At 54.1% G+C, this 26,626-nt stretch carries 30 protein-coding genes, 1 tRNA gene and 1 pseudogene; 26 read left to right on the top strand and 6 right to left on the bottom strand.

Annotation, left to right across the window (positions count from 1 at the left end; translation table 11 throughout):
- The first annotated feature begins 29 nt into the window (after positions 1 to 29).
- Positions 30 to 461, top strand: coding sequence for an HIT domain-containing protein (locus ACP7BO_RS05610; RefSeq protein WP_060694308.1), 432 nt, complete (start codon positions 30 to 32; stop codon positions 459 to 461).
- Positions 458 to 664 (top strand): SlyX family protein, encoded by a 207-nt coding sequence (locus ACP7BO_RS05605; protein ID WP_003441212.1) that lies wholly within the window; start codon positions 458 to 460, stop codon positions 662 to 664. Before ACP7BO_RS05610 ends, ACP7BO_RS05605 begins: the two co-directional genes overlap by 4 nt.
- A 66-nt stretch (positions 665 to 730) precedes the next feature.
- On the opposite strand, the gene ACP7BO_RS05600 is transcribed toward ACP7BO_RS05605, so the two are convergent.
- Positions 731 to 1,333: a cold-shock protein gene (locus ACP7BO_RS05600; protein WP_060694305.1), complete on the bottom strand. Its 603-nt coding sequence runs from the start codon at positions 1,331 to 1,333 to the stop codon at positions 731 to 733.
- Positions 1,334 to 2,678: 1,345 nt separating this feature from the next.
- Between ACP7BO_RS05600 and ACP7BO_RS05595 the strand changes: the two genes are divergently transcribed.
- The 16 genes from ACP7BO_RS05595 (at position 2,679) to ACP7BO_RS05520 (ending at position 15,279) form a co-directional block, all read left to right on the top strand.
- On the top strand, positions 2,679 to 2,900 hold the full coding sequence (locus tag ACP7BO_RS05595; RefSeq protein WP_003441220.1) for an FmdB family zinc ribbon protein: 222 nt from the start codon (positions 2,679 to 2,681) through the stop codon (positions 2,898 to 2,900).
- Positions 2,901 to 3,009: 109 nt separating this feature from the next.
- Positions 3,010 to 4,785 (top strand): aspartate--tRNA ligase, encoded by a 1,776-nt coding sequence (aspS, locus tag ACP7BO_RS05590; RefSeq protein ID WP_060694303.1) that lies wholly within the window; start codon positions 3,010 to 3,012, stop codon positions 4,783 to 4,785.
- A 120-nt stretch (positions 4,786 to 4,905) separates the two neighbouring features.
- The gene (locus ACP7BO_RS05585) at positions 4,906 to 5,652 is read left to right on the top strand and encodes a YebC/PmpR family DNA-binding transcriptional regulator (protein WP_003441226.1); all 747 of its coding nucleotides are present in this window, start codon (positions 4,906 to 4,908) and stop codon (positions 5,650 to 5,652) included.
- 128 nt (positions 5,653 to 5,780) lie between these two features.
- On the top strand, positions 5,781 to 6,305 hold the full coding sequence (ruvC, locus tag ACP7BO_RS05580) for a crossover junction endodeoxyribonuclease RuvC (RefSeq protein WP_003441230.1): 525 nt from the start codon (positions 5,781 to 5,783) through the stop codon (positions 6,303 to 6,305).
- Positions 6,306 to 6,416: 111 nt separating this feature from the next.
- On the top strand, positions 6,417 to 7,025 hold the full coding sequence (gene ruvA / locus ACP7BO_RS05575) for a Holliday junction branch migration protein RuvA (RefSeq protein WP_060694300.1): 609 nt from the start codon (positions 6,417 to 6,419) through the stop codon (positions 7,023 to 7,025).
- Positions 7,026 to 8,084 (top strand): Holliday junction branch migration DNA helicase RuvB, encoded by a 1,059-nt coding sequence (gene ruvB, locus ACP7BO_RS05570; protein WP_060694297.1) that lies wholly within the window; start codon positions 7,026 to 7,028, stop codon positions 8,082 to 8,084.
- Positions 8,085 to 8,222: 138 nt separating this feature from the next.
- Positions 8,223 to 8,690 carry a tol-pal system-associated acyl-CoA thioesterase gene (gene ybgC / locus ACP7BO_RS05565; RefSeq protein WP_426209044.1) on the top strand — a complete coding sequence of 156 codons (468 nt, stop codon included), beginning with the start codon at positions 8,223 to 8,225 and terminating at the stop codon, positions 8,688 to 8,690.
- On the top strand, positions 8,680 to 9,375 hold the full coding sequence (gene tolQ, locus ACP7BO_RS05560) for a protein TolQ (RefSeq protein WP_060694291.1): 696 nt from the start codon (positions 8,680 to 8,682) through the stop codon (positions 9,373 to 9,375). Before ybgC ends, tolQ begins: the two co-directional genes overlap by 11 nt.
- A 23-nt stretch (positions 9,376 to 9,398) precedes the next feature.
- Positions 9,399 to 9,851 (top strand): protein TolR, encoded by a 453-nt coding sequence (gene tolR / locus ACP7BO_RS05555; protein WP_162207799.1) that lies wholly within the window; start codon positions 9,399 to 9,401, stop codon positions 9,849 to 9,851.
- Complete coding sequence (gene tolA / locus ACP7BO_RS05550) at positions 9,851 to 10,945, top strand: cell envelope integrity protein TolA (RefSeq protein ID WP_426209042.1); 1,095 nt, start codon at positions 9,851 to 9,853, stop codon at positions 10,943 to 10,945. The genes tolR and tolA overlap by 1 nt, the downstream gene beginning before the upstream one ends.
- A gap of 47 nt (positions 10,946 to 10,992) precedes the next feature.
- Positions 10,993 to 12,243: a Tol-Pal system beta propeller repeat protein TolB gene (gene tolB, locus ACP7BO_RS05545; protein ID WP_426209040.1), complete on the top strand. Its 1,251-nt coding sequence runs from the start codon at positions 10,993 to 10,995 to the stop codon at positions 12,241 to 12,243.
- A 55-nt stretch (positions 12,244 to 12,298) separates the two neighbouring features.
- Positions 12,299 to 12,799, top strand: coding sequence for a peptidoglycan-associated lipoprotein Pal (gene pal / locus ACP7BO_RS05540; protein WP_003441254.1), 501 nt, complete (start codon positions 12,299 to 12,301; stop codon positions 12,797 to 12,799).
- 6 nt (positions 12,800 to 12,805) lie between these two features.
- A complete protein-coding gene (gene ybgF, locus ACP7BO_RS05535) occupies positions 12,806 to 13,624 on the top strand; it encodes a tol-pal system protein YbgF (RefSeq protein ID WP_426209038.1) in 819 nt (272 codons plus the stop codon).
- Between the two features lie 163 nt (positions 13,625 to 13,787).
- Positions 13,788 to 14,435 (top strand): 7-carboxy-7-deazaguanine synthase QueE, encoded by a 648-nt coding sequence (gene queE, locus ACP7BO_RS05530; RefSeq protein ID WP_060694285.1) that lies wholly within the window; start codon positions 13,788 to 13,790, stop codon positions 14,433 to 14,435.
- 1 nt (position 14,436) lies between these two features.
- Positions 14,437 to 15,129: a 7-cyano-7-deazaguanine synthase QueC gene (queC, locus tag ACP7BO_RS05525; protein WP_397454463.1), complete on the top strand. Its 693-nt coding sequence runs from the start codon at positions 14,437 to 14,439 to the stop codon at positions 15,127 to 15,129.
- Positions 15,130 to 15,203: 74 nt separating this feature from the next.
- Positions 15,204 to 15,279, top strand: a tRNA-Lys gene (locus tag ACP7BO_RS05520).
- Positions 15,280 to 15,792: 513 nt separating this feature from the next.
- Here the strand turns inward: ACP7BO_RS05520 and ACP7BO_RS05515 are convergent.
- Positions 15,793 to 16,257 carry a site-specific integrase gene (locus tag ACP7BO_RS05515; RefSeq protein ID WP_426209036.1) on the bottom strand — a complete coding sequence of 155 codons (465 nt, stop codon included), beginning with the start codon at positions 16,255 to 16,257 and terminating at the stop codon, positions 15,793 to 15,795.
- Between the two features lie 21 nt (positions 16,258 to 16,278).
- On the opposite strand from ACP7BO_RS05515, the pseudogene ACP7BO_RS05510 reads away from it, so the two are divergent.
- Both ACP7BO_RS05510 and ACP7BO_RS05505 read left to right on the top strand, forming a co-directional pair.
- Positions 16,279 to 16,775 (top strand): annotated as a pseudogene (locus ACP7BO_RS05510) (IS5 family transposase); the annotation flags it as partial.
- Positions 16,776 to 17,838: 1,063 nt separating this feature from the next.
- Positions 17,839 to 18,711 carry a hypothetical protein gene (locus tag ACP7BO_RS05505; protein ID WP_426209034.1) on the top strand — a complete coding sequence of 291 codons (873 nt, stop codon included), beginning with the start codon at positions 17,839 to 17,841 and terminating at the stop codon, positions 18,709 to 18,711.
- An 824-nt stretch (positions 18,712 to 19,535) separates the two neighbouring features.
- On the opposite strand, the gene ACP7BO_RS05500 is transcribed toward ACP7BO_RS05505, so the two are convergent.
- From ACP7BO_RS05500 to ACP7BO_RS05490, 3 genes are all read right to left on the bottom strand, one after another.
- Positions 19,536 to 19,700: an isochorismatase family protein gene (locus ACP7BO_RS05500; protein ID WP_426209032.1), complete on the bottom strand. Its 165-nt coding sequence runs from the start codon at positions 19,698 to 19,700 to the stop codon at positions 19,536 to 19,538.
- A gap of 62 nt (positions 19,701 to 19,762) precedes the next feature.
- Entirely contained in the window at positions 19,763 to 20,200 is a 438-nt protein-coding gene (locus tag ACP7BO_RS05495; protein ID WP_426209030.1) for a GNAT family N-acetyltransferase, read from the bottom strand.
- A gap of 42 nt (positions 20,201 to 20,242) precedes the next feature.
- A complete protein-coding gene (locus tag ACP7BO_RS05490) occupies positions 20,243 to 20,779 on the bottom strand; it encodes a cysteine hydrolase family protein (RefSeq protein WP_426209028.1) in 537 nt (178 codons plus the stop codon).
- Between the two features lie 303 nt (positions 20,780 to 21,082).
- Between ACP7BO_RS05490 and ACP7BO_RS05485 the strand changes: the two genes are divergently transcribed.
- The 5 genes from ACP7BO_RS05485 to nadA all read left to right on the top strand — a co-directional run bounded on the left by ACP7BO_RS05485 (position 21,083) and on the right by nadA (position 24,724).
- Positions 21,083 to 21,583 (top strand): GNAT family N-acetyltransferase, encoded by a 501-nt coding sequence (locus ACP7BO_RS05485; protein ID WP_426209026.1) that lies wholly within the window; start codon positions 21,083 to 21,085, stop codon positions 21,581 to 21,583.
- A gap of 73 nt (positions 21,584 to 21,656) precedes the next feature.
- Entirely contained in the window at positions 21,657 to 22,235 is a 579-nt protein-coding gene (locus tag ACP7BO_RS05480; RefSeq protein WP_397454459.1) for a hypothetical protein, read from the top strand.
- Between the two features lie 26 nt (positions 22,236 to 22,261).
- Positions 22,262 to 22,579, top strand: coding sequence for a hypothetical protein (locus ACP7BO_RS05475; protein ID WP_426209025.1), 318 nt, complete (start codon positions 22,262 to 22,264; stop codon positions 22,577 to 22,579).
- 190 nt (positions 22,580 to 22,769) lie between these two features.
- The gene (locus tag ACP7BO_RS05470) at positions 22,770 to 23,456 is read left to right on the top strand and encodes a type 1 glutamine amidotransferase domain-containing protein (RefSeq protein WP_060694272.1); all 687 of its coding nucleotides are present in this window, start codon (positions 22,770 to 22,772) and stop codon (positions 23,454 to 23,456) included.
- Between the two features lie 209 nt (positions 23,457 to 23,665).
- Positions 23,666 to 24,724, top strand: a complete 1,059-nt coding sequence (gene nadA, locus ACP7BO_RS05465; protein WP_397454457.1) for a quinolinate synthase NadA — start codon at positions 23,666 to 23,668, stop codon at positions 24,722 to 24,724.
- Positions 24,725 to 24,836: 112 nt separating this feature from the next.
- Here nadA and ACP7BO_RS05460 read toward each other — a convergent pair whose 3' ends face one another.
- Complete coding sequence (locus ACP7BO_RS05460) at positions 24,837 to 26,267, bottom strand: M48 family metalloprotease (RefSeq protein ID WP_060694268.1); 1,431 nt, start codon at positions 26,265 to 26,267, stop codon at positions 24,837 to 24,839.
- Between the two features lie 119 nt (positions 26,268 to 26,386).
- Here ACP7BO_RS05460 and ACP7BO_RS05455 point away from each other — a divergent pair, with 119 nt between their 5' ends.
- Positions 26,387 to 26,626, top strand: coding sequence for a sulfurtransferase TusA family protein (locus ACP7BO_RS05455; RefSeq protein WP_060694266.1), 240 nt, complete (start codon positions 26,387 to 26,389; stop codon positions 26,624 to 26,626).

The following is a 26,626-nucleotide window of genomic DNA, read 5'->3' as shown; positions in this document are numbered from 1 at the left end:
AAACTACCCGTTAAACAGGAGAGCACTCAGTGTTCGTTTTGGATACCCGTCTTCACGAGGATACCTGGCTGATAGGAGACTTCCCCTTGTGCCGCTTGCTGCTGTCCAATGATTCGAATTACCCGTGGTTTATTCTGGTACCGCGACGCGAGGGTATAAGCGAATTGTTTCAATTGGATGACCGCGATCAGCAACTGATGTGGAGCGAAACGACGGCCTTGGCAGGACTACTGAAGGGGCTGTTCGGCGCAGATAAAATGAATGTCGCGACCCTGGGTAATGTCGTCAGTCAGTTGCACATGCACGTCATAGTTCGATATCAGGCGGATGCTGCGTGGCCCGCTCCTGTCTGGGGCAAGCACTCTGCGAAGCCGTATACGCAAGCTGAGGTTGACGTGATCCGGGGCAAGCTAAAGTCGGTTCTTGATGGCGGCTTCATTTTTTCGGAGGTGCAATTGTGACGCTTGAAGCTCGGGTAATGGATCTTGAGAGTCGTTTGGCTTTTCAGGACGACACCATTCAGGCATTGAATGATGTGCTGGTGATGCAGCAGAACGCTGTCGATCGTTTGCAAATGCAGATGGCCGCCTTGCTCAAGCGTCAGGAAGAAATGGGCGGGCAGTTCGAGTCATTTGAAGAAGAGGCTCCGCCGCCGCATTATTGATTTTTGAGCAGGCAATAAAAAACCGCGATCAGGCCGGGGCTTGATCGCGGTTTTTTATTGCTGAAATTAGCGGCGTGGTAACGCTGCAATCACATCTTCAGCTTGAAGGCCTTTATCGCGGTTCATTACCGAGAACTCGACACGCTGCCCTTCCACCAGTACACGGTGGCCTTCGCCACGAATGGCACGGAAGTGGACAAAAATGTCGTCGCCAGAATCTCGGGAGATAAAGCCGAAACCTTTTGAGGTGTTGAACCACTTTACAGTGCCTGTATCGCGGTTGGTCATGTCATAGCTTTGCGAAATTGACGAAGGTGATGATTTATAGAAGCTGACTACCAGGTGCAGCAGCACGGCAATCACGGCAGGTACGAGACTGAGCAGGATTGCAGGTTGGTCGCCGATTGGCAGTAGCAGGCCGAACAGGGTAAGGGTTTGCAGAACAACAGAAAGCACCAGCAGGGCGCTGACCAGGTTTTGCAGTTGATGACGAGGACCTTTATTCCAGAACGGAATGACCGGGGCCAGTGTCAGGTTAAGCAGACCGAAAAAAGCCAGATAAAGAGCATCGGCGTGTTGTAGGTAAGGTATGGCATCGGGTTGCAGGCTAGGAATGAAGGACAGCAGCAATGCAGCTGCGCCCGTTAGCAGGTGAACGATTTTCAACATTTCAATTAACTCACATTAAGACGGATCGCAAGGAAGAGCTGGGTGTGCACGGTTCGCTTCTGAAAATAATGGAGGCGTTAGACACGTGCTGGCATCAGCCTATGCACCGTCGCCAGAGGTTTGACGAAGGCGACACGCTGCCTATTTAACAGCAAAGCTTGGGGCTTCTCAAATTAAGCGTATTGATGCGTGTCTGAACAGATTGTGTTGGCCATAGCGATGGGTCGTTCTTTTTTACTTCCGGACCCTTGTTCTAGAGGGGTGTCGTCTGTCTCAAGCGGTGTCTGGAAATGCGGGCGACTGAGAAGGCTTCAAGCGCTGTGTGTCGGAGCCCGCGAAATAATGACCGCTGGTCATATTTTTAGGGTTGCAGCGTTTTTGGGAGTGCGCTGGCCGCTTAGTTTTCTATGGGTTTTAAATTGAGCGAGTGACTCTAGTGCTGATTATCGTATGGAGGTTGTTCAGGGAGGTTTTTAAACAGACTGATGTAAATCTGAAGTGCGATCTTCAGCGGATTACTATTTAAAAGCCGAAGAGCGTTTGGATACAGTGAGTGTTGAGTTTTTTGATCGCTGGTGGGAGGTGCCATCACAGTGCAGGGTGTCGTACGCACCAGTTGCATTTATATGCTGGAGAACTAGCGGGTTTTACTTTTTTTAATTGCCGTGAGGGCGGGCGAAGGCTTTGGCATGGCGGTTTCCGCTCGTAAGGCCCGTGTGCCTGGTCTTTGATTTTGCTCGGTCATATTGACTTGTTTTAAGAAGAGTTTTGTATGTTTTTATAGTGACTTCTTTAATTGTTGCGATTGAAGGCATGAGGTTCGTTTCAGTTCAGAGATAACAGTCTGTTCAGTAAGCTGCCGGAGTGCTGGGTCTTGTTGTTCTTGATGGTTATGTGAGCCTGTCCGGGGCTTGTTCTGGGCAGGTGTGATTGAGACGGAGGGCGCTGGAGGCGGGGTGAAATAACCGTGAGGGCATATGCGGCATTATTTTTCATATTGACGGTTGTTCGATAAAAGCCTGGTTGTCCTGTATTGATCGAGCACTTGGCATGAGCCGGTTGAGTGGAAGCTTTAACTGCTTCATGAGGTAGCCGGTGTCCGGCATGTGCCGGAAGTCGAGCAAGCGTCGCGCAATGCGCAAGCAAAACACCTGATTGTCGAGGGATGGGGGCGTGAGGCTGGGCTGAGTTGCCGGCAGCTTGTAATCTTTTGAAATTCATGGTGCCTTTAAGGGGTTATGGCTGCTCATGCGGCTGCAATGGCTCGATTTACCAGATATAATCTCGGGCTTTGCCGCGTAACCCTCTTTATGGGTTGCCGCTCACGGATTGCCGAGACACGCCAATGCCCATGTACGATTACCAGTGCGCTTCCTGTGGTCATCAACTGGAAGCCATTCAAAAGATCAGTGACTCTCCACTGGTTGATTGTCCTGCCTGTCAGGCACCTGAGCTGAAGAAGATGCTGTCCATGCCAGGCTTCCGCCTTAGTGGCACCGGCTGGTATGAAACAGACTTCAAGACAGGCTCGAAAAAGAATCTGGCCGGCGGCGACAAATCCGACTGAGGCTGAACGAAAGCAGTCAGAACACAAGCGGGCTCTTGCATTGTTACCAGCACTGACGGTGCGCAAGACCTCCACCGAATTTCGAATTACGAGAAGTGAAACCACTATCATGATGCGCAGCCATTATTGCGGCCAACTGAACGAAAGCCTGGAAGGCCAGGAAATTACCCTTTGCGGATGGGTCCATCGTCGCCGTGACCACGGTGGGGTGATTTTCCTCGATATCCGTGATCGTGATGGTCTGGCCCAGGTAGTGTTTGACCCGGATCGCGCCGAGACTTTCGCCGCCGCAGACCGCGTGCGCAGCGAATATGTCGTCAAGGTTACCGGCAAGGTGCGCTTGCGTCCGGCCGGTGCCGGCAACGCCAACATGGCTTCGGGCATGATTGAAGTGCTGGGCTACGAGCTGGAAGTCCTGAACGAAGCGGAAACCCCGCCGTTCCCGCTCAACGAATTCTCTGACGTCGGCGAAGAAACCCGTTTGCGCTATCGTTTTATCGATCTGCGTCGCCCGGAAATGCTCGAGAAGTTGCGTCTGCGTTCGCGCATGACCACCAGCATCCGTCGTTTCCTGGACGAAAACGGCTTCCTTGACGTTGAAACGCCAATCCTGACCCGTGCCACACCGGAAGGCGCGCGTGATTACCTGGTGCCAAGCCGTACCCACGCCGGTTCCTTCTTCGCATTGCCGCAATCGCCACAGCTGTTCAAGCAGTTGTTGATGGTTGCCGGTTTTGACCGCTACTACCAGATCGCCAAGTGCTTCCGTGACGAAGACCTGCGTGCCGACCGTCAGCCTGAGTTCACTCAGATCGACATCGAAACCAGCTTCATGAACGAAGCCGAGATCATGGGTCTGACTGAAGAAATGATCCGCAACCTGTTCAAGGAAGTGTTGGGTCTGGAATTCGGTGAGTTCCCGCACATGACCTGGGAAGAGGCCATGCGCCGCTTCGGCTCCGACAAACCGGACCTGCGTAACCCGCTGGAACTGGTTGATGTTGCCGATCAGCTTAAAGATGTGGAATTCAAGGTGTTCAGCGGCCCGGCCAATGACCCTAAATGCCGTATTGCCGCCCTGCGTGTTCCCGGTGGCGCGAGCATGCCGCGCAAGCAGATCGACGACTACACCAAGTTTGTCAGCATCTACGGTGCCCGTGGCCTGGCGTACATCAAGGTCAACGAGCGCGCCAAAGGTGTTGAAGGTCTGCAGTCTCCGATCGTCAAGAACATCCCTGAAGCCAACCTCAATGTGATCCTTGATCGCGTTGGTGCGGTTGATGGTGACATCGTGTTCTTCGGTGCCGACAAGGCCAAGATCGTTAGCGAAGCGCTGGGTGCACTGCGTATCAAGGTCGGTAACGATCTGAACCTGCTGACCTGTGAATGGGCTCCGATGTGGGTTGTCGATTTCCCGATGTTCGAAGAGAACACCGACGGCAGCTTCAGCGCCTTGCATCACCCGTTCACTGCACCCAAGTGCTCACCTGAAGAGCTGGAGGCCAACCCGGCCACCGCGCTTTCACGTGCCTATGACATGGTGCTCAACGGTACTGAGTTGGGTGGCGGTTCGATCCGTATCCATCGCAAGGAAATGCAACAGGCAGTATTCCGCCTGCTGGGTATCGGTGAAGCTGAGCAGGAAGAGAAGTTTGGCTTCCTGCTGGACGCCCTGAAATATGGTGCGCCACCCCACGGTGGCCTGGCGTTCGGTCTGGACCGTCTGGTGATGCTGATGACCGGTGCCCAGTCGATTCGTGAAGTCATTGCCTTCCCGAAAACCCAGAGTGCTGCCTGCGTCATGACTCAGGCTCCTGGTGTGGTTGATGCCAAGGCACTGAGCGAGTTGCACATTCGTTTGCGCGAACAGCCTAAGGCTGAGTAAAGCTGACCTGCAAAGGCGCATCTCCGGATGCGCCTTTGTTATTTGGGTCGAGAATTTTTATTGCGGGTCCGAGGCGTGCGCCAGGACCGGCAAGGTTTTATAAAGGATTCGGAGTGCGTTATGGCAGGTCATTCTAAGTGGGCGAACATCAAGCACCGCAAAGAGCGTCAGGATGCCAAAAAGGGCAAGATTTTCACCAAGTGGATTCGTGAACTGACCGTGGCTGCCCGTCAGGGCGGTGCTGATCCGGGCTCCAACCCGCGCCTGCGTCTGGCGCTGGACAAGGCCCTGGGTGCAAACATGAGTCGCGACATCATTGATCGTGCCGTCGCTCGCGGTGCTGGTGCTGCTGATACCGACGACATGGTCGAGCTGAGCTACGAGGGCTACGGCCCGGGTGGTGTTGCAGTGATGGTTGAGTGCATGACGGATAACCGTAATCGCACTGCGGCCGCTGTGCGTCACGCATTCAGCAAGTGTGGCGGCAATCTTGGCACTGACGGCTCTGTTGCTTATCTGTTTGAGCGCAAGGGGCAGATATCCTATGCCGCGGGCGTTGATGAAGACGCATTGATGGAAGCTGCGATGGAGGCCGATGCCGACGACGTAGTGACCAACGAAGATGGCTCCATGGATGTGTTCACTTCGTTTTCAAGCTTCTACGCGGTTCGCAATGCACTGGAAGCTGCAGGTTTTACCCCGGCAGACGCTGAGATTGTGATGTTGCCGACCACCAGTGCCGAGTTGGACCTGGACGGTGCGCAGAAGGTACTCAAGCTTATCGATATGCTTGAAGACCTGGATGACGTGCAAAACGTTTATTCCAATGCCGAAATTCCTGATGCGGTGCTGGAACAGCTAGCCTGATAACGTGCTACAAATCTGAGGCCGGAGGTGCAACGTTGCGATGATCGCTGCGCTGTGCACCTCCGGCTTCTGCCTTTAAGCTGTTCGGGCATGTTCCCGTGGGCGTCACTTCATAAGCTGTAGGCGTTATGACTCTTATTCTTGGTATCGATCCTGGTTCGCGAATCACCGGTTATGGCGTGGTGCGAGACACCGGGCGTGGCTGCGTGTACGTGGCCTCGGGATGCATTCGTACAGGTAGTGGCGAATTGCATGAGCGGCTGCAGATTGTCTATCGCGGGGTACGCGAGGTTATTCAGACCTACGGCCCGGTAACAATGGGCATCGAAAAAGTGTTCATGGCCCGTAATGCCGACTCGGCGCTCAAGTTGGGCCAGGCAAGAGGCGCCGCCATTGTGGCGGGTGCCGAGGAAAGCCTGGAGATTGCCGAGTACTCTGCCACTCAGGTCAAGCAGGCCGTGGCGGGTACGGGGGGAGCGAACAAGGAGCAAGTGATGATGATGGTCATGCATTTGCTCAAGCTCACGACCAAGCCGCAAATCGATGCGTCGGATGCGCTGGCGATTGCCTTGTGCCATGCGCACACACGTTCCAGTCTGCTACCCCACGGCCTGGGTGCGGCGCGCAGTCGCGGCGGGCGTTTGCGGCTCTGAAACACGTTTATTTATGTAATTAAGCTTGCTGGCAGGGCCCTATCTGCAATGATGCGGCCTGCCCGTTCCAGTTGTGAGCCATTGATCTGGCCAGAGAAAAGGATCTAAAACGTGATTGGACGCTTGCGCGGCACTCTGGCTGAAAAACAGCCGCCGCACCTGATACTTGATGTAAACGGCCTGGGCTATGAGCTCGAAGTGCCGATGACTACGCTGTATCGGCTGCCCTCCATAGGCGAGCCGCTGACCTTGCATACCCATCTGGTGGTTCGCGAAGATGCTCAGTTGCTCTATGGTTTTATTGGCAAGCGCGAGCGTGATTTCTTTCGTGAGCTGATCCGGCTCAACGGTGTCGGTCCCAAACTGGCTTTGGCCTTGATGTCCAGTCTGGAGGTAGACGAGCTGGTGCGCTGCGTGCAGGCACAGGACACATCTGCTTTGACCAAGGTACCTGGCGTTGGCAAGAAAACCGCCGAGCGGCTATTGGTTGAGCTCAAGGATCGTTTCAAGGCCTGGGAGCAAGTGCCGAGCATGTTTGCGTTGGTGCCCAATCAGCCTGATGCACCATTGCAAGTGGCCAGTGCAGAAAGCGATGCGGTCAGCGCCTTGATCTCTCTGGGGTATAAACCTCAGGAGGCAAGCAAGGCGGTGTCCGCGATCAAGGACAAAACGTTGAGCAGTGAAGATATGATTCGTCGTGCCCTTAAGGGAATGATTTAAGTGATTGAAGCTGATCGTTTGATAACCGCCTCTGGCGGGCGAGACCGCGAAGAGGTGCAGGATCGCGCGATCCGTCCTTTGAGCCTGGCCGACTATATTGGTCAGCCGACGGTCCGTGAACAAATGGAACTGTTTATCCAGGCTGCCCGCGGACGCTCTGAATCGCTGGATCACACCCTGATTTTTGGTCCGCCCGGGCTGGGCAAAACTACGCTGGCCAATATCATTGCCCAGGAAATGGGGGTGTCGATCAAAAGCACCTCGGGCCCGGTACTGGAGCGTCCGGGTGATTTGGCAGCGCTACTGACCAACCTTGAGCCGCACGATGTACTGTTCATCGATGAGATCCATCGGTTGTCACCCATCGTCGAGGAAGTGTTGTACCCGGCAATGGAGGATTTCCAGCTCGACATCATGATTGGCGAAGGGCCTGCCGCGCGGTCGATCAAGCTCGACCTGCCGCCGTTCACTCTGGTAGGTGCCACAACCCGCGCGGGGATGCTGACCAACCCTCTGCGTGACCGTTTCGGGATCGTTCAGCGGCTGGAATTTTACAGCACAGATGACCTGGCGACGATTGTCAGTCGTTCGGCCAAGATATTCGGCCTGCCCCTCGACCCGGAAGGGGCTTACGAAATTGCCCGGCGTGCACGTGGCACACCGCGGATCGCCAATCGTTTGTTGCGTCGTGTACGCGATTTCGCCGAGGTGCGGGCCAAAGGGCATATCACCAAGCCCGTGGCCGACCTGGCGTTGAATCTTCTGGATGTCGATGAGCATGGTTTCGATCATCAGGATCGGCGTTTGCTTTTGACCATGATCGAGAAGTTCGATGGCGGACCGGTTGGCGTCGACAGCCTGGCTGCAGCAATCAGTGAAGAGCGTCATACGATCGAGGACGTGCTGGAGCCGTATCTGATCCAGCAGGGCTATATCATGCGAACGCCACGTGGTCGTGTTGTGACCCGTCACGCATATTTGCACTTCGGTTTGAATATTCCGTCGCGCCTGGGCGAGATGCCGGTCGCAGACGAGTTTTTGAATGCTTTAGATGATTAATAAGCGGTTGGCAGTCGATTTTTTCGGCGTTTTTGCTGTCTCAAGGGCTGGCGCTGAAAATCCTGGGTCTTAAAGTCCATGAAGAATGAAAAAACAGTCGTTTGGCGGATTGGCAACCTGAGGAGTAAGCACTAGAGTATGCGCGCGCAAAACAGGCTGGAGCCGTTCGCACATCGCTGTCGCGTTTATTACGAAGACACCGATGCGGGTGGCGTCGTGTATTACGTAAATTATCTAAAGTTTATGGAGCGGGCTCGAACCGAAAGGCTGCGGGAATTGGGTTTTGCCCAATCCGAGCTGGCAGGCGAGAACCTGTTATTTGTCGTGCATTCCAGCCAGGCGCGTTACCACGCACCGGCGCGACTGGACGATGAACTGTTGGTAAGTGCGCAAGTGATAGAGCTCAACCGTGTCAGTCTGCGTTTCAATCAGCAGGTCTGGCGGGCGTCAGATGCAACGCTGCTCTGTGAGGGGCAGTTTTTGGTGGCCTGTGTGCGCGCCGATAGTTTTAAACCCCGGGCCATTCCCGAAGCTCTACGTGCGGCCTTTGCCGACGTGAGCGGCGCGGGTAAACATTTAGAGCAGGAGATAAAGCGTGGAAGCTAACGTCGTCGACCATTCCTCCATGTGGAGCTTGGTCAGCAATGCCAGCATTGTTGTGCAGTTGGTAATGTTGATCCTGCTGGCCGCATCGGTTACCTCATGGGTCATGATTTTTCAGCGCAGCACCATGCTGCGCGCCGGTCGACGTGCCCTGGAAAGCTTTGAAGAGCGTTTCTGGTCGGGTATCGACTTGTCGAAGCTGTACCGTCAGGCAGGTAGCAACCCGGATCCGGATTCCGGCGTTGAGCAGATTTTCCGTGCCGGCTTCAAAGAATTCTCTCGCCTGCGTCAGCAGCCGGGTGTGGATCCGGAAGCGGTTATGGAAGGTGTTGCACGTGCCATGCGTGTAGCGATCTCGCGTGAAGAAGAGAAGCTGGAGCAAAGCCTGCCGTTCCTGGCAACCGTGGGTTCTGTCAGCCCGTACATCGGTTTGTTTGGTACGGTCTGGGGCATCATGAACTCTTTCCGGGGGCTGGCCACCGCCCAGCAAGCGACGCTGGCGACTGTTGCACCAGGCATTGCCGAGGCACTGGTTGCCACTGCGATTGGTTTGTTCGCGGCAATCCCGGCAGTTATCGCTTACAACCGTTTTGCTGCACGTAGCGAAACCTTGATTAGCCGCTACTACACCTTCGCCGATGAATTCCAGGCGATCCTGCACCGCAAAGTGCACACCAGCGAAGAATAAGCAGGTAATTTCCAATGGCTTTAATCGCTCGAGCGCGCAAAAAGCGCAAGCCGGTTGCCGAGATGAACGTAGTGCCATACATCGACGTGATGCTGGTACTGCTGGTCATCTTCATGGTGACCGCACCGATGCTCAACCAGGGTGTGAAGGTTGATTTGCCCAAGGTCTCCAGCGAGGCTTTGCCGCAGGACAACAACACCCAGGTTCTGACCATTTCGATCAAGGCTGACAAGACCTACTTCTGGAACCTTGGCAGTGAAGTCGACACCGAAAAGCAGATGGACAAGGCCATGACCTTGCCTCAGATGACTGACGCAGTGACTAAAATCATTCGCGCAGGCAATGAAGGCGGCAAGCATACCCAAGTCTTTATTCGCGGTGACAAGACTGTGGATTACGGCGCGGTAATGGGCGCCATGGGTGGCCTGCAGAAGGCCGGGGTTGGTAACGTTGGCCTGATAACCGAGGCTCCCTGATGCGCGAACAGCGGGAGCCGTCCGCCTCTGAAAACTATTTTTGGCCTACAGTCTGGGCGGTAGGGCTGCACATTCTGATTTTTGGCATGCTGTTCGCCAGCTTTGCCATGACTCCGGAGTTGCCGCCTTCAAAGCCGATTGTTCAGGCGACCTTGTATCAACTGAAGTCCAAAAGTCAGGCGACCACCCAGACCAATCAGAAGATTGCGGGTGAGGCGAAGAAATCCGCCGCACGTCAGACCGAAGTCGAGCAGATGGAACAAAAGAAGGTTGAGCAGGAGGCTGTAAAAGCCGCGGAACAAAAGAAAGAAGAGGCTGCCGAAAAAGCGGCTGACGCCAAGAAGGCTGATGAAGCAAAGGCGAGCGAAGCCAAAAAGGCAGACGAGGCGAAGAAGGCTGATGACGCCAAGAAAGCCGACGATGCTAAAAAGGCCACAGAAACCAAAAAAGCCGAAGAGAAGAAGCTGGCGGATATAGCCAAGAAGAAATCTGAGGAACAGGCCAAGAAAGCTGCGGAAGAAGAGGCCAAGAAAAAGGCAGCTGAAGACGCGAAGAAAAAAGCAGCCGAAGATGCGAAAAAGAAAGCTGCTGAAGATGCCAAGAAAAAGGCAGTAGCAGACGAGGCGAAGAAGAAAACCGCCGAAGATGCGAAGAAAAAAGCGGCTGCCGATGCAGCCAAGAAAAAGGCCGTCGAAGCAGCGCGTAAATCGACCGAAGATAAAAAGGCGCAAGCCCTGGCCGATTTGCTTTCCGATACGCCGCAACGCCAGCAAGCCTTGGCTGATGAGCAGGGCGATGAGGTCGCCGGTAGTTTCGATGATCTGATTCGTGCTCGTGCAGCAGAAGGGTGGGCTCGTCCACCTTCGGCCCGCAAGAATATGACAGTGGTACTGCAAATTGGCATGTTGCCAGATGGCACGGTAACGTCGGTGACGGTTGCCAAGTCCAGTGGCGATGGGCCGTTTGATAGTTCGGCTGTGGCAGCGGTCAAGAATATTGGTCGTTTAACGGAAATGCAGGGTATGAAACCCAGCGATTTTAATCCTTACCGATCATTCAAGATGACATTCACACCTGAGGATCTAGCCTTGTGATTAAATTTTTTCGAGGACTGCTAGTCATCGTCTGCTGCGTAGCAGGGATGGCAGTGGCAGATGAAAAGAACATTCTGGTCACCAGTGGTAGCGACCGGGCAACGCCCATTGCAGTTGTGCCATTCGGCTGGCAGGACGGCAACGTCCTGCCCGATGACATGGCTGAAATCATTGGCAATGACCTGCGCAACTCGGGTTATTACGCGCCGATTCCAAAGCAGAACATGATTGGCTTGCCGACCCAGGCTAGCGAAGTCATTTTCCGTGACTGGAAAGCTCTGGGCGCCCAGTACGTGATGGTCGGTAATATTGTGCCGGCTGGCGGTCGCCTGCAGGTGCAATATGCCTTGTTTAACGTGGCCACCGAGCAGCCAGTGTTGACTGGCAGCGTGTCGGGCACAACTGATCAGTTGCGGGACATGGCGCATTACATCTCAGACCAGTCATTTGAAAAACTGACCGGTATTAAAGGTGCATTCTCTACACGTCTGCTTTATGTGACGGCTGAACGTGCAAGCGCGACCAACACCCGCTACACCTTGCAGCGTTCGGACTACGATGGTGCTCGCGCCGTGACTCTGTTGCAGTCACGCGAGCCGATTCTGTCGCCGCGCTTTGCTCCGGATGGCAAGCGTATCGCTTATGTTTCGTTTGAGCAGAAACGTCCGCGTATCTTCATGCAGAACATTGATACCGGTCGTCGTGAGCAGATCACCAACTTTGAAGGTCTGAACGGTGCACCTGCATGGTCCCCGGATGGCTCCAAGCTGGCGTTTGTATTGTCCAAAGATGGTAATGCCGAGATTTACGTGATGGACCTGGCTTCGCGCCAGTTGACTCGCGTAACCAATAACCCGGCAATTGATACAGAACCGTTCTGGGGCAAAGATGGCAACACCATCTATTTCACCTCTGACCGTGGCGGTAAACCGCAAATCTACAAAACCACAGTTGGTAGCGGTAATGCAGAGCGTGTGACTTTTATCGGGAACTACAACGCCAGTCCGAAGCTTTCGGCTGACGAAAAGACCCTGGTAATGATCCATCGTCAGGATGGTTTCACCAATTTCCGTGTTGCAGCGCAAGATTTGCAGCGTGGAACCGTGAAAATCCTCACAGATACCAACCTTGATGAGTCAGCTACTGTTGCACCCAACGGCACCATGGTAATCTACGCCACCCGCCAGCAGGGCCGGGGAGTCTTGATGCTCGTGTCCATTAACGGACGCGTAAGGCTCCCTCTTCCTACCGCTCAAGGCGAAGTCAGAGAACCTTCCTGGTCCCCTTACCTGAACTGACGTGGTGATAGCTGTACGTTGCACATAACACTTGGGGTTCATTAGGAGTTTTACGATGGAAATGCTGAAGTTTGGTAAATTCGCTGCGCTGGCACTGGCCATGGCTGTAGCTGTAGGTTGCTCGTCTAAAGGCGGCGACAATGCCGGTGAAGGCGCTGCTGTTGATCCAAACGCTGGTTACGGCGCAAACACAGGCGCTGTTGATGGCTCCCTGAGTGAAGAAGCTGCTCTGCGCGCGATCACTGTTTTCTACTTCGAATACGACAGTTCGGACCTGAAACCAGAAGCAATGCGCGCTCTGGACGTTCACGCTAAAGACCTGAAAGCTAACGGCGCTCGCGTTGTTCTGGAAGGTAACACTGACGCCCGTGGTACTCGTGAGTACAACATGGCACTGGGCGAGCGTCGTGCGAAAGCCGTTCAACGCTACCTGGTACTGCAAGGTGTTTCTCCAGCACAGCTGGAGCTGGTGTCCTACGGTAAAGAGCGTCCAATCGCTACTGGCAACGACGAACAGTCGTGGGCTCAAAACCGTCGCGTCGAACTGCGTAAGTAATTCGTCATGCGAAAGTGCCGCCGTGCTGTAACTATTCTGACTCTCAGCCTCATGCCGCTAGCGGTATGGGCTGCGGTTCCTGTGGTCGATGACAACTCTGGCTATAACAATAGCGGGGGGAGTAATCCGACTGCGGGTTACGGTGCGAGCGGCGCCTATGCCGGGGGAGGGGTTTCGGCCCCTATCTCGGCACAGGGCGAGCTGTTCAACCAGTTGCAACAAATGCAGGAGCAGATTGCACGCCAACAAGGTGTGATCGAAGTTCTGCAAAATGATGTCTCACGCATGAAGCAAGAAAGCCTGGAGCGATACCAGGAACTTGATCGGCGTATAGGAACCGGCGTTGCTCCTGCTGCCGCTCCTGATAATTCTTCTGCTGGTGGTGCTAATGCCGCCAGTAATATTGCAGCGCCTGCACCTCAGGCCGCTGCCAGTTCGGAGCCTGGCGATCCGGCGAAAGAAAAGCTCTACTACGATGCTGCTTTCGACTTGATCAAGGCCAAGGACTTCGACAAGGCCAGTCAGGCGTTTACCGCCTTTCTGCGCAAATACCCCAACAGCCAGTACGCGGGCAATGCCCAGTACTGGCTGGGTGAGGTGAACCTGGCCAAAGGCGATTTGCAGGCCGCAGGCCAAGCCTTTGCCAAGGTCAGTCAGCTGTATCCCAAGCATGCCAAAGTGCCGGATTCACTCTATAAGCTCGCTGATGTAGAGCGCCGCTTGGGTCATACCGACAAGGTAAAAGGCATTCTGCAGCAAGTGATCGCCCAGTACCCTGGTACTTCGGCGGCACAACTGGCGCAGCGTGATCTGCAGCGCATGTAAGCAAGACGATGTTTTCATCGAGAAACCCGCGCCTGTCGCGGGTTTTTTCGTTAGAATCCACGCCCTTTTATGAAATACGCTCCTCTGAGTCCTGCGTAGGCAGATTCTTTGGAGTGCCTGACGGAGGCGGACAGCCTGTTTAGCTGTTACGCCCGTGGCGGATATGCAAGACACATTGAGAATTACCGAAGTTTTTTACTCTTTACAGGGTGAAACGCGAACGGCTGGCCTGCCCACCGTTTTTGTACGTCTGACTGGCTGCCCTTTGCGCTGCCAGTATTGCGACAGTGCCTACGCCTTCAGTGGCGGCACCGTACGCACCCTCGACAGTATCCTTGAGCAAGTGGCCGGATTTCGTCCGCGCTACGTGTGTGTAACAGGTGGTGAGCCTCTGGCGCAGCCCAATGCCATCCCTCTGCTCAAGCAACTGTGTGACGCGGGTTACGAGGTCTCGATCGAGACCAGCGGGGCGCTGGATATCTCGGCTGTTGACCCTCGTGTAAGCCGGGTGCTTGATCTGAAGACGCCGGGCTCCAAAGAGTCTCACCGCAATCTCTACGAGAACATCGCGCTGTTGACACCCAATGACCAGGTCAAGTTTGTGATCTGTTCGCGGGAAGACTACGACTGGGCGGTTTCCAAGCTGATTGAGTACGGTTTGGAGCGCCGGGCTGGCGAAGTATTGTTCTCGCCGAGTCACCACGACCTGAAGGCCAGCGATCTGGCTGACTGGATCGTGGCGGATAACCTGCCAGTACGCTTGCAAATGCAACTGCACAAATATCTTTGGAATGACGAGCCGGGGCGCTGAAATGACCGAACACACTGTTGTTACCGAAAAACGGGCCGTGATCCTGCTGTCTGGCGGTCTTGATTCCGCCACTGTAGTCGCCATGGCGCGTGCCGAAGGCTATAGCTGCTACACCATGAGCTTTGATTATGGCCAGCGTCACCGCTCCGAACTCGATGCCGCTGCGCGTGTAGCCCGTGACCTGGGTGCGATCGAGCACAAAGTCATCGGCCTGAGCCTTGATGGCATTGGCGGTTCGGCCCTGACTGACACTTCTATTGACGTGCCAGAGACCTTGGGCGAAGGCATTCCGGTCACCTACGTGCCTGCACGCAACACCGTGTTCTTGTCGTTGGCACTGGGCTGGGCAGAAGTGCTGCAAGCGCGGGATATCTTCATCGGCGTCAATGCTGTGGACTATTCGGGCTACCCGGATTGCCGTCCTGAATTTGTTCAGGCGTTCGAAGTCATGGCAAACCTTGCGACCAAGGCCGGGGTAGAGGGGAATGGTTTCCGCATCCAGGCCCCGCTGCAAAACCTGAGCAAGGCACAAATCGTCCAGGCCGGTGTAAAGCTTGGTGTTGATTACTCATTGACGGTTTCTTGCTACCAGGCAGACGCTCAGGGCCGAGCGTGCGGTAAATGCGACAGCTGCCGTCTGCGTGCAGAAGGCTTTGCAGCAGCCGGAATTACTGACCCAACCCGCTACTTTTGAATTATTTCGCATTTATTTTTAACTAGGTGTTGAATTCTCGTTAAAAATCAGTATTATACGTCCCACAACGAAGCGGGTCGTTAGCTCAGTTGGTAGAGCAGTTGGCTTTTAACCAATTGGTCGTAGGTTCGAATCCCACACGACCCACCATATAGCGACACCAAAACAGCCGGTCTAATCCTAAGGATTAACCGGCTTTTTTGTGCCCGGAATTTAGCGAGGTGTGAGGGTTGAAAGGGTACAAAGCTCAACACACACTTTGCGGACATGCAGCCGTCTGAATCGAACAGTAGTTTTCACTCTAGGTGATGTCTATATAAAGCAGCCCATTTACTGGGTGCTTCCAGTGATTTAAGCCTTGTCTGTCAGATGTTGGCTTTTGATGTTGCAGGAGCATTCTTACAGTTCTGAAAAAGAGCTTCTGATGATCGCTACCTTGAGCTGACAAGTCTGCTCAGATTTCTCGGGTGCTTGTGCAGTCAGTGCAACTGAAACGATCCTGGTTCAGTATTTCCTAACTCCAATTGTGGATCTTCATTCCGCCGACTTGTCTGATCATCAAAGTGAGCAGCAGGGAGGGCCTCTGTGCCTTCATCCATGGCGGTTGGGGGTAGCTCCAATTCTTGTCACCATGTGCCGGGCCCATCCCATCTCATGACTGAGTCAAGTACCCGCCAGGAGGATGGCCTGCTCAAGTGAGTAGCGCTCTGAGGCTAGGCTGGTGACTTGGGTTAGAAGCTTTGATGTCTGCGGAGATTCGAGTGGTAGTGGCGGCAACGGTAACGCTGCTGTGATGCACTCGATCTGCACGATCTGCACGATCGCAGGTAGCGTGGGTTCAAATGTTGTTGAGCATTCTTGAGGGGGGATCTCGTCAGCAGGCGCAGGCAATTCCGCCAGAGCGGCAACAAGTTTTTGTTCGTCCACACGACGCTCGAGCGCGAGGGCCCCTTGGGTCAGGCTGCGCTCGTGCAGCACAGCTCGCATATAGCCGTAATCGGTCTCAATGTAGGCTCGAGTCGTAGCAATATTTGAATGGTTCAGCAGGCTTTTAGTCAGGTGGATATTACGTTCCGGTTGGCGCATAAGGTTGGTAGCGAGCGTATGTCTGAACCGGTGAGGGGGCATTCGTACCCCCATTTTTTCAGTGAGCTTGCGATACATCATGCACCCGGGCGCAGCCGGGGCGGGATGACCACGAAGATACATATGCTGTGCGATTCCAATGGTGTGCCACTGAAGTTTCTATTATCGGGTGGACAAGTCAGCGATATCGCTTACGCCCATCCGTTACTCGACGAAGCCTATATACCCAGCTTGCGGGGTCGTCCCCGCAAACGATGCCGATGTTTGCTAGCGGATAAAGCTATGACACTGAAGCATCACGCCGCTATTGCGACCGATATCGGATGCAGCCAGTGATTCATCTGCGCAGCATGAAACACAAACCAAAACTGGGGGTTGCTGAGGCTCTTTGATCGTCCCAAGTACCGGCAACGCAACATTATTGAACGTATGTTCGGCTGGCTGGAGGAAAGCCGCCGGATCGTGCCCGCTTTGACAAGCTTGCAAGAAATTATACTGCGATGGTCTCTCTGGTCTGTGCGATGCGGTGTTTGCAACATTACTTTTCGGACAGAATCTAGATGATTTGATCTTGTAGTGCACCATTGTTGTGCGATGAAGGAATAATAAATCCTGAGTTAAAGTGTATGTATTTCAACAGTTGTTAAGCAATATGTTGCAATCTGGACGTTCGGCTGTTTAGGTATGGCTTATCTATACGATACTAACTCTTTGATTTTTGAGTGATGAAGTGGTTAGTTTTTTGATTGAGAGTGGATGCCGTCACTTATGCACAGAGATGATGCTTCTATAACGCGCGCGCTCCTATTTGGGGAATTAAATTTGATTGTTGACAATCAGGAGTTTCTCTTCTAGTTTGTAACAAATCTTAAGGGGTTGAGATGAGCGTACTAGGAATGTCATTCGATTTTCACGATAGCGGTGTAGCTTTAGTCTCTGATGGGAAATTGTTAGGTGTCGAATCAGAAGAGCTCCATGCTCTGCAAAAACATGATAGGTAATATTCGGCGCAATCTGTAAATGCTTTGCTAAATAACGCTGGGGTTGAGTTGGAAGTTATAGATGAAGTTGTTTTCTATGAGAGTTCTTATGTTAAAAAAGGACGAGTATTGACTACAAGTTTTTGGCGTTGTCCTAGAGGCGTCTCGCAATTTGTCAGTGCTAGTACTGCTTTCACGTATTATCTTGGTTTTCAAAAAAATTCAGGCGAAGCAAACACAATGGCATTGGCTGCTTATGGGCGTGCATCCTATGTGGATGATATTAGGAGGATATTGATGCTAGTATCTGGTGTGGGGGTATGAACTGGGTGATTTAAATATTCAGTTTGAAAGGGGGGGCACAAGTAAAATACTTGGTCGTTTAGTTGCTCTTCAGGAGTTGGTATCCATAATCGGCGATCGGCATAAAGTTAGATAGTTGATGTGGGAAGTTAAGGTAAATAAATTATATTCGACATGGCTTCGGTGGGTTAAGTGTTTCGGAGATGCTCTTTTCTCTGCAGTCTTGTTCGCGCTTTTCTTTTTATTTGGTTTGTTTAAACTAAATAATAAGTGAAAGGTCGGTCGGAGTTAGTATGCGCTCTTTGGGATAATGTTAGTCCTTAACTTTTAGGGGGGCAGTATGTCTATTTTGAAGCAGGCATTAGATATTCATGATGGAAACCCTGTTTTGGCTGGGAAGCTGCTTAAGGAAATTGTTTTTGAAGGGCTAAATGAAGGAGAGAAAAATACCTTCAGTTGGCTGGTTAATCATGTTTTTGGAGATGCTCTCTCAGATTGGTCGAGTGCTTTTAACCTGCTTGATTCAAGTAAATATACAGGTTCACATTTGTTTCTGATAAATTTATCCGTTGCTGCATATTGTTCAGGTAATCCATTGCGAGCTTTAGCAGCAGAGCTAGTGTGTGTTGAATTAATTGATTCAGATCTTATGGAAGTTAAACTTTTAATAGCTATGCAATGTTTGGCTCATATGAGGAGGGCTATAGTTTTTTCGGATTTTCTTTTTGTTTTTAGTTCGTACTCTCGGCAAATAAATTGCGAAGTTTCTCCAGTAGTTGGTAAGAGTTTGGCAGCTGTTTTAAATAATCTTGTATCTAACTTTATTGATGATGCTGAGCTTGAAATAGATAATGCTTTTCATAGGCAAGTAGCTGTTGAGGCTGCTGTGAAATGTAAAGAGCTCTGGTTGCATTTTGGAACCTGGATCAATCATGAGCGTAGTTTGTATCTCTGTGCATTGACTTTTATTAAGTTTGAGGAGTGGAGTCTTGCAATTGAATCTATCAATGAAGCGTTGATTATTATTGAGTCGAACGGTGCTGAAAATGTTGACAAGGCTTTTTTGCTACTTGAATCCGCTAAGGCTTATAAAGAATTAGGTGAGCATGTAAAGGCTAGAGCGCACCTCAATGAGGCTGATTATCTAGCTGAACAGTTTGATCAATCTTTGGTTAGTTGGTTCTTGGATATGCGCTCTCGATTAAATATGTAAAACTTTGGAGTTGTTTAGCGTCTCCAGCTCCTGTGTTAGCCGAGTTTCGGCATTCGTTTAACCTGAGGGAAAGTCATGGGGAATCAGAAAAACTCTGAAGGCAAGGTCAAAAAAGAACAACACGTTACGACTATTAGTTTATGCGGGGCATGCGGGTGGCCTTGTAAGTGTAGCGTGCGTTAGTCAAGCAGCTCATGGAAATGCATCTAGCCATCAACTAGCATCTATCGGCTGGGACGCTGATGATATTGACGATAGAGGAGGCGGATCGAAATATACTGATTAGACTGAGGGTAGCAGTTCGAGACTCGCCTTGAGTTGCAGCACCTGCTACTCGGCGGCCATGACGTTACGTGAGAGTTCTTCTGCTGATCCCGTCGCTTGTTTGGCACACGCCTGAACAGCGTCGATGCGATTGGAGAGCGCTTGTTGGCTCGACCGGACATCATCGTTGGACACCAGATGCTTACCGTCAACGGTATCCAGTCTCTCATCCACCTTGGCTAGGCGTATTAGCAACGCATCAAGTGAATCCTTGTCAGCGGTAGATGCCAGGCTGTTGGTCAGTTTTGAGAGATGGTGATGCTCAGAGCTCCTGCCAGAAGGGTCAGGCAGAGGCTGAGAATCAACGTGGTTCGGGTAGGGCGTGGAAGGTTCATGGGCGGCCTCGCGTGAGAACGAGGACAGCGTGTCAGAGCGGGATAGGCGGGGCATCAGGAAATAGGTTTTCTGTTTGAAGAGTTTTTGGGGAGGAGGGCGTATTTGGAAATCGAGCTTTTGCCATCAAATAGCTACACCAAAACAGCCGGTCAAAACCCTAGGGTCTACCGGTTTTTTTGTGCCTGCGATTCGGGGTTTTGAGAGGATGTGTCAGTAGTATTCGTAGCCACCATCCCCTCAAAACCCTGGTTGCCTAACGAGCGCGCCGTCGCCTCTACTGAGTCGTTAGTGACAACACCGCAGATCACCCGTTGTCGAATCGAAAGCATGATCAACCAGTGCTCGGGCGATGAAAGCCCCCGGGACACTCTTTTCAACAGCAGGATGCGGCTTAGTGGCGCTGTTTCTCAAAGCGCACATCACCTTGCCCCAGTCTCTTCACCGGTAGCCAGCCGAGCTTGCGATAGAAACCACTGGCGCGGCTCGCCTCTGCGGTTTCGAGCCAGATCGTGGAGTGATGGCGGAACAGGCAGTCTTCGGCTTTTTCCATCAGGCGACGGCCGAAGCCGTGGCCCTCGAATTCAGCACGCACGAAAGCGGCGAACACGCATCCGTCTTCCAGATCCACCATGGAAAACCCCACCGGGGTGCCATCGGCCTCTGCGATCCAGAGGCAAGGCGCCAGTGATATAGCCTGTCCTATGGTTTCTGGGGTAATGCCCATATGTGTTAACTGATCACGGGACAGGTGGTTTTCTTTCACGCTGGTGCGGATGTCGAATATCACATCGATATCTGCCTGATTGGCGATTCTTACGGTCCTTTCCATGTTCTCTGTCCTTGTTTTTAACGGTTTTTTTGTGCCTGCTACTCAGTCAGATACCGTGCCCTGAAAGCTCCATTCCTTTGCCAGGATTACACGGCAGAACGGCCCGGCCAGAGTCGCATTGTGATGTGCCACTATCTGCCGGGCAGTGAGCAGCGGTGTGTCGGAGCAGGTATGGCCGTCTGCAATCAGCACGGCATCAAAGCCCAGGTCCTTTGCCGCCCGACAGGTGCTGTCCACGCAATATTGAGTCTTCATTCCGGTTACGACTATGCCTGTGCAACCCCGCGCGTGTAGCTGTTGCGCCAGTTCAGTCATGAAAAAGGCGCTGGGCCTGCTTTTGTAGAAGATAACTTCGTCACCCCGCAGCTCCAGCTCCTGAACGATTTGTGTCAGTGGGCTGCCGGGCTCGATTGGCGAACCGGCGGGGCCAGTGTGCCGAGCCAGAAAAATCGGGGTGTGGGATTGTCGGGCATCGCTCATCAAGCTGTTCAATGTGCTTATGAGTGCTTGCGCCTGCCAGGGCTTGTCCGGACCCTGAACCAGACCTACCTGCATATCGAGAATCAGCAGTGCATACATGGTGCTTTCCTTGCGTGTGAGCCAGCGATACCAAGGCACAAAAAAGGCCCTGTCCATTGCTGGCGGGCCTTTGAAGTTCGTTTGTTTTCAGCTCACGACACCTCTCACGGCCCGCCTTGTGCGGTCGTGGTAGTGGTGGTGGTCGAGGCGCTACGGTGCTTGCTCATGGACATCAAGGTAGTCACCCGGCCACAGCTTGGCAAGCGCCGCTGCAAACCTGTGCAGTGCAAGGTTGTTCCAGGTTCATGCCCAAGTTAGTCTGCGGCACATCCTATAAACATGGGTACAGGCAGGAGCCGCAGCATGATTTCAGTACGTCCGATCGAGGCCGGTGAGTGGCGCAGTTACCGTGACCTTCGCCTGCAGTCGTTGCAAGACTCTCCCGATGCCTTCGCCAGTACCTATGAGTCAGAGGCGGGCAGGGCTGATGAGGCCTGGTCGTCACGGCTTGCAGGTGCAGTTTCCTCAGGCCGGGCCCGGATATTTGTCGCGCTCGATCACCAGCGAATGTGCGGGCTGGTCTGGTGCAAATTGCCGGAAGCCGGTGTGGCCGAGATTTTTCAGATGTGGGTAGATCCTGCCTTCCGTGGCCAGGGCGCTGGAGGTGCATTGCTCCATGAAGCGCTGGAGTGGGCAAAGAGCGTTGGTGTACGCCGTGTTTGCCTGGGCGTAACGGCTGCGGACACTCCGGCAATGGCCCTGTATAAGGCCTGTGGCTTTCGTCCGGTCGGGGCTCTGGAACCCCTGCGTGACGGCTCCGGCCTGATGTCTCAGGCAATGGAGTTGCAGCTTGGTGCAGACTGATCCGTAGTTGTGGCACCTTCCGAAATAACTGCAGTCCATTGCTCCTCCCGATGCATGAAAACTCAAGGACCGAATGAAAACATCTCTCGCTTTTACCCTCGCAATAACCCTGGCCATATCAATTACCGGCTGCGGTAGCCGCCAGTCTGCAGTTCAATCCACGCCAGAACCGCTGGTGACGATGCCCGCAGATGAGCAGCATGCAAGCCTTGCGTTGCGCACTGTCGGCGGCGCAGGTGACCACCCCGTCAGCTACTCCACCGGGCCTGCCGATGCAGGTCGATATGGCATGCAGTCTGCTGGCGAACGGGTGTACGACACGGCTTATTTCAAGCGCATACCCGGCTACCTGAAAAAAATGGCCGGTGGTACGTCCAGTATCGACACGTTGGTCGAGGCTAATAAACCGCTCAAGGTCAATGCGCTGGTCAAGCAACAGGTTGCGACCCTCAACGGCATTCCCATGCACTCGATGTTCGGTTATGCCATAACGGCGCAGCCCGACACTCAAGTCTTTACCCCTAAACCCAAGACCGCCTACCTCATCGAAACAGTCATTGCAGATAACTATGTCATGACGATTTACGAGATTGCCGGCACAGGTGAGCGCAAGCCGGTGAGCGTGGTGAAATCCCAAGAAGAATTCTATTAACCCTCAATCACCCAGGAACAGCCTTTATGCCGTTACCCGTCACGTCCTCGTACAACCAGCGATTGCTTGAGCTTGAAGCCAGTGCCCCTGACGTGGCGCAACTGGCCGGGCAAATTGCCGGGGCGATAAAGTCGGAATTTCTGAGCCTGTCGGCCGAGGTGCTGGTGCAAGATCTGTTTGCGCACCTGGACCCGGTCGCACGACGGGAGACCGGTTGCGTGACGCGGCTGGCGATGTGGCTGTTCATGCTGGCAGATGCAAAAGCGCTGTCACATGCCCAGGTAGCGACATTCGTGAGCGGCGCTGCAAGTCTGGCTGGCCCCGCGGGTGTGGCTGCGCTGTAGAGCCCGTTTCATATCAGGTCGGGTTTTACAGCGACCGAGTCAGCGAAACCATCAGATTGACCCGAGCGTTTTGATGCTCGTCCAGACGATTGCCCGCCTCCTGGGTGACGGCAGGCACTGAACTGCTGAGCGTTGACCATGGTCTACCCTCCAGTGCCTATGGGTTGTCTCACTCAGCAGGAGGTTAACGATGAGCAAGAAAATATTAGTGGTGCTGACCAGTGTCGAAAAATACCCCGATCTCGATCGCGCCACTGGGTTGTGGCTGGGCGAAGCGGTGCATTTTGTGCATAAGGTCGAGGCCGCGGGCTATGCCGTTGACTACGTCAGCCCGCAGGGCGGCTACACGCCGATTGATCCCCACAGCCTTGCCAAGGACATGGCCTCGCAGATTGACTGGCAGTGGTATCACGACAAGGCGTTCATGAATCGCCTGGGGGCGACGCTCAAGCCGAGTGAGGTTAACCCTGATGATTACGTCGCCATTTATTACACCGGCGGCCACGGGGTGATCTGGGACTTTCCTGATAACCCGCAGTTGCAGGCATTGAGCCGCCATATCTATGAAAGGGGCGGGGTGGTTTCGTCGGTCTGTCACGGAGCAGCGGGCTTGCTCAATATCAAACTGTCTGACGGAGAGTTGCTGATCAAGGGCAAGAAGCTTACCGGTTTCTCTAATGAAGAGGAGAAGCTGGTAGGCCTGGCGGACGTTGTGCCGTACTTGACCGAGAGCGAGTTGGTGAAGCGTGGCGCCCACTATCTAAAGGCAGGTACGCCCTGGGCGCCCTTTGCGATTGCTGACGGGCGGCTGATTACCGGTCAAAACCCGGCGTCCGGAGGCCCGGTGGCTGACCTGGTGCTGCAAGCCATCCAGTAAACCCGAGCGATGCCGGCCAGTCCGGGCGGCATCGCTTACACGTCCCTTCGCCAGATTAAACTTTTGAATCCCAAGGATATTCTGTAGCCTTGTCGCGCTTCATTGCTTGTCCGTGCCTGATAACACACATTCTCCCAGCGGGACTCGAACGGTCCAGAGCTGGTGGTACACTCGACTTTCGCGCACTAGCGCTTGCAGGTCTTGCGAACATGACGCAAATTTCTGAACGACTTCTGGTTCAAGCCCACCTTGATGCAAGGCAGCCCAAGCCTTTGACCGAGGCTCAAACCCTGAGCTTGCGGGCGCAGATCGCCGCCGAGCTTAAAGCCCGCGATGCGGTGCTGGTGGCGCATTTTTATTGTGATCCGGTGATTCAGGCCCTGGCCGAAGAAACCGGCGGTTGTGTGTCCGACTCCCTTGAAATGGCCCGCTTTGGCGCGGCACATCCAGCCAAAACCATTCTGGTTGCTGGCGTGCGCTTCATGGGCGAGACAGCCAAAATCCTGACCCCGCAAAAGCGTGTGCTGATGCCCACGCTGGAGGCGACCTGTTCGCTGGATCTGGGGTGCCCGGTCGAGGAGTTCTCGGCGTTTTGCGACAAGCATCCCGAGCGCACCGTGGTGGTTTATGCCAACACCTCGGCGGCGGTAAAGGCACGTGCGGACTGGGTAGTGACTTCCAGCTGCGCGCTGGAAATCGTCGAAAGCCTGATGGACAACGGCGAGACAATCATATGGGGTCCCGACAAGCATCTTGGCCGTTACATTCAGCGCCAGACCGGCGCCGACATGTTGCTGTGGGACGGTGCCTGTATCGTCCACGAAGAGTTCAAGTCCAAGCAACTCGAAGACATGAAGGCGCTGTACCCCGATGCGGCGATCCTGGTTCACCCGGAGTCGCCGGAGTCGGTGATTGATCTGGCTGACGCCGTGGGTTCTACCAGCCAACTGATCGCGGCCGCGCAAAACCTGCCGAATAAAACTTTCATCGTGGCCACCGATCGCGGCATTTTTTACAAAATGCAGCAGCTGTGCCCGGACAAGGTGTTTATTGAAGCGCCAACCGCGGGTAACGGTGCGGCATGCCGCAGTTGCGCGCATTGCCCGTGGATGGCGATGAACACGCTGGAGCGCACCCTTGAGTGCCTGCAGCAAGGGACCAATGAGATCTTTGTCGATCCGGCGCTGGTGCCTCAGGCAATTCGTCCGCTTAAACGCATGCTGGATTTCACCCAGGCCGCGCGTTTGAAGCTGGCGGGCAATGCCTGATAACAAATAAATAAACCGTAGGAGCGAGCTTGCTCGCGAGCTTTTGCTTGCGAGCGTTGGCACATGGAAAGAGCTCGCGAGCAAGCTCGCTCCTACAGGGGAAGGGGCAGGGTTAGTTCATCATGTCTTTGAGCGCGCGTTCCTGATCCATCAGTTCGCGCTTGCGGGCGTCCAGTCGCGATGACAGCTGGAAGTTGTTGGTGAGCTTTTGTGCGAAATCCAGCTGTTGTATGGCCTGGCGGAAATCACCGACCAGGGCAAAATACTCGGCCCGGGCCTGATGCAGGCCAATGATGTTGCCCGACAACCCCCGTGTCTCAGCGACCGAGTACCAGACATCCGGGTCATCCGGGCGGCTCTTGAGCAGTGCTTCCAACGCTTTGTCGGCATCGGCCGGGCGGTTTTGCTTGAGCAACAGATCAACCCTGGCCTGATTGAGCGGGTAGTTGCCCGGGTACAGGGTGCGCATTCTGTCGACCCGCTGCTGGGCATCAGCCAGGCGGTTGCTGTCTATATCCAGTTCAATTTGCGCCAGGTTATAGGTGATGTCGTTCGGCGCCTTGTCCAGCAGTAACTTGAGGTTTTCCCGGGCCTCGTTGAACTGGCTGCCCTTGATCTGGGCTATCGCCAGACCATAACGCGCCACATCGTTCTTCGGATTTTCATCCAGTTGCTGGCGAAAGCGTTTGGCGGCAATACCCGGGGTTTCTTCATAGTTGAGCTGCACGCGGGCGCGAATCAACTGGTAGCGCAAACTGTCTTCGGTGCCGCCGATTTTTGCCTGTTCGGCGCGGTTGCGGGTGTCGGCGATACGCGATTCGGTGACCGGGTGAGTCAGCAAAAACTCTGGCGGTCTTGCGTCAAAGCGGTACTGGCGCATCAGACGTTCAAACATGGTCGGCATCGAGCGGGGGTCGTAGCCGGCTTTTTCCAGGTTGAGGATGCCGATGCGGTCGGCCTCTTGTTCATTTTGTCGCGAGAAGCGTCGCTGTTCTTGCAACGCGGCGGCCTGGGTCCCGGCTATGGCGGCAATCCCGGCGTCACCGGCACCTGAAGCTGCGACGATGATCCCTGCCAGCAACGCCGCCATCATCGGCAACTGCATGCGTTGCTGGGCTTCTACGCCCCGGGCGAAATGGCGTTGCGACAAGTGAGCGAGTTCGTGAGCCAGCACCGAGGCGTATTCACCTTCGGTTTGCGCGTTGAGGAACAGGCCGCCGTTGACTCCGATGATCCCGCCGGGCGCGGCAAAGGCGTTGAGCTGAGGGCTGTCGATCAGAATGAATTCCAGTCGGCGGTCTTGCACCTGGCTGGTTTCGACCAGTTTGTAGACGCTGGTTTCGACGTAGTCCTTAAGCTGTGGATCGTTGAGCTGTGCCACTTGCCCGCGCAGCATGCTCAGCCAGGCGCGACCCAGTTGGTATTCTTGTTGGGGGGAGACAATGGACGAACTGGCGTCGCCCAGAGACGGTAAATCGTCGGCAAAACTCGGTGATGCGAGCAGGCAAGCGAGCGTCAATAGGGTCGGGCGCAGAAAAGTCATGCACAAAGCTCTGGTCGGTAAAGCGCTTACTGTAGCTGCCCGCGTGTCCGGCGACCAGTAGCGGGTCAGCTTGGGGTATTCTAGCCGGCTGCAAAATGCCGACCCTGGAGGAGCACGTAATGACTGATGCGTTGGCGCATGATGCGCTGGTGGATGCCAGCGGCCTGAATTGCCCGTTGCCACTGCTCAAGGCCAAGCTGGAGCTCAATCGTCTGGTCAGTGGTCAGACCCTCAAAGTGATCGCCACGGACGCCGGTTCGCAGCGAGATTTTCGGACCTTTGCACGTTTGGCAGGCCATGAACTGCTCCGTGAAGAGAATGATGCCGGCATTTATTGCTACTGGTTACGCAAGGCCTGA

It is taken from the genome of Pseudomonas sp. TWR2-1-1 (assembly GCF_049897045.1).
Taxonomy (GTDB): Bacteria; Pseudomonadota; Gammaproteobacteria; order Pseudomonadales; family Pseudomonadaceae; genus Aquipseudomonas; species Aquipseudomonas versuta.
This window is presented reverse-complemented; position numbering and strand designations above follow the sequence as displayed.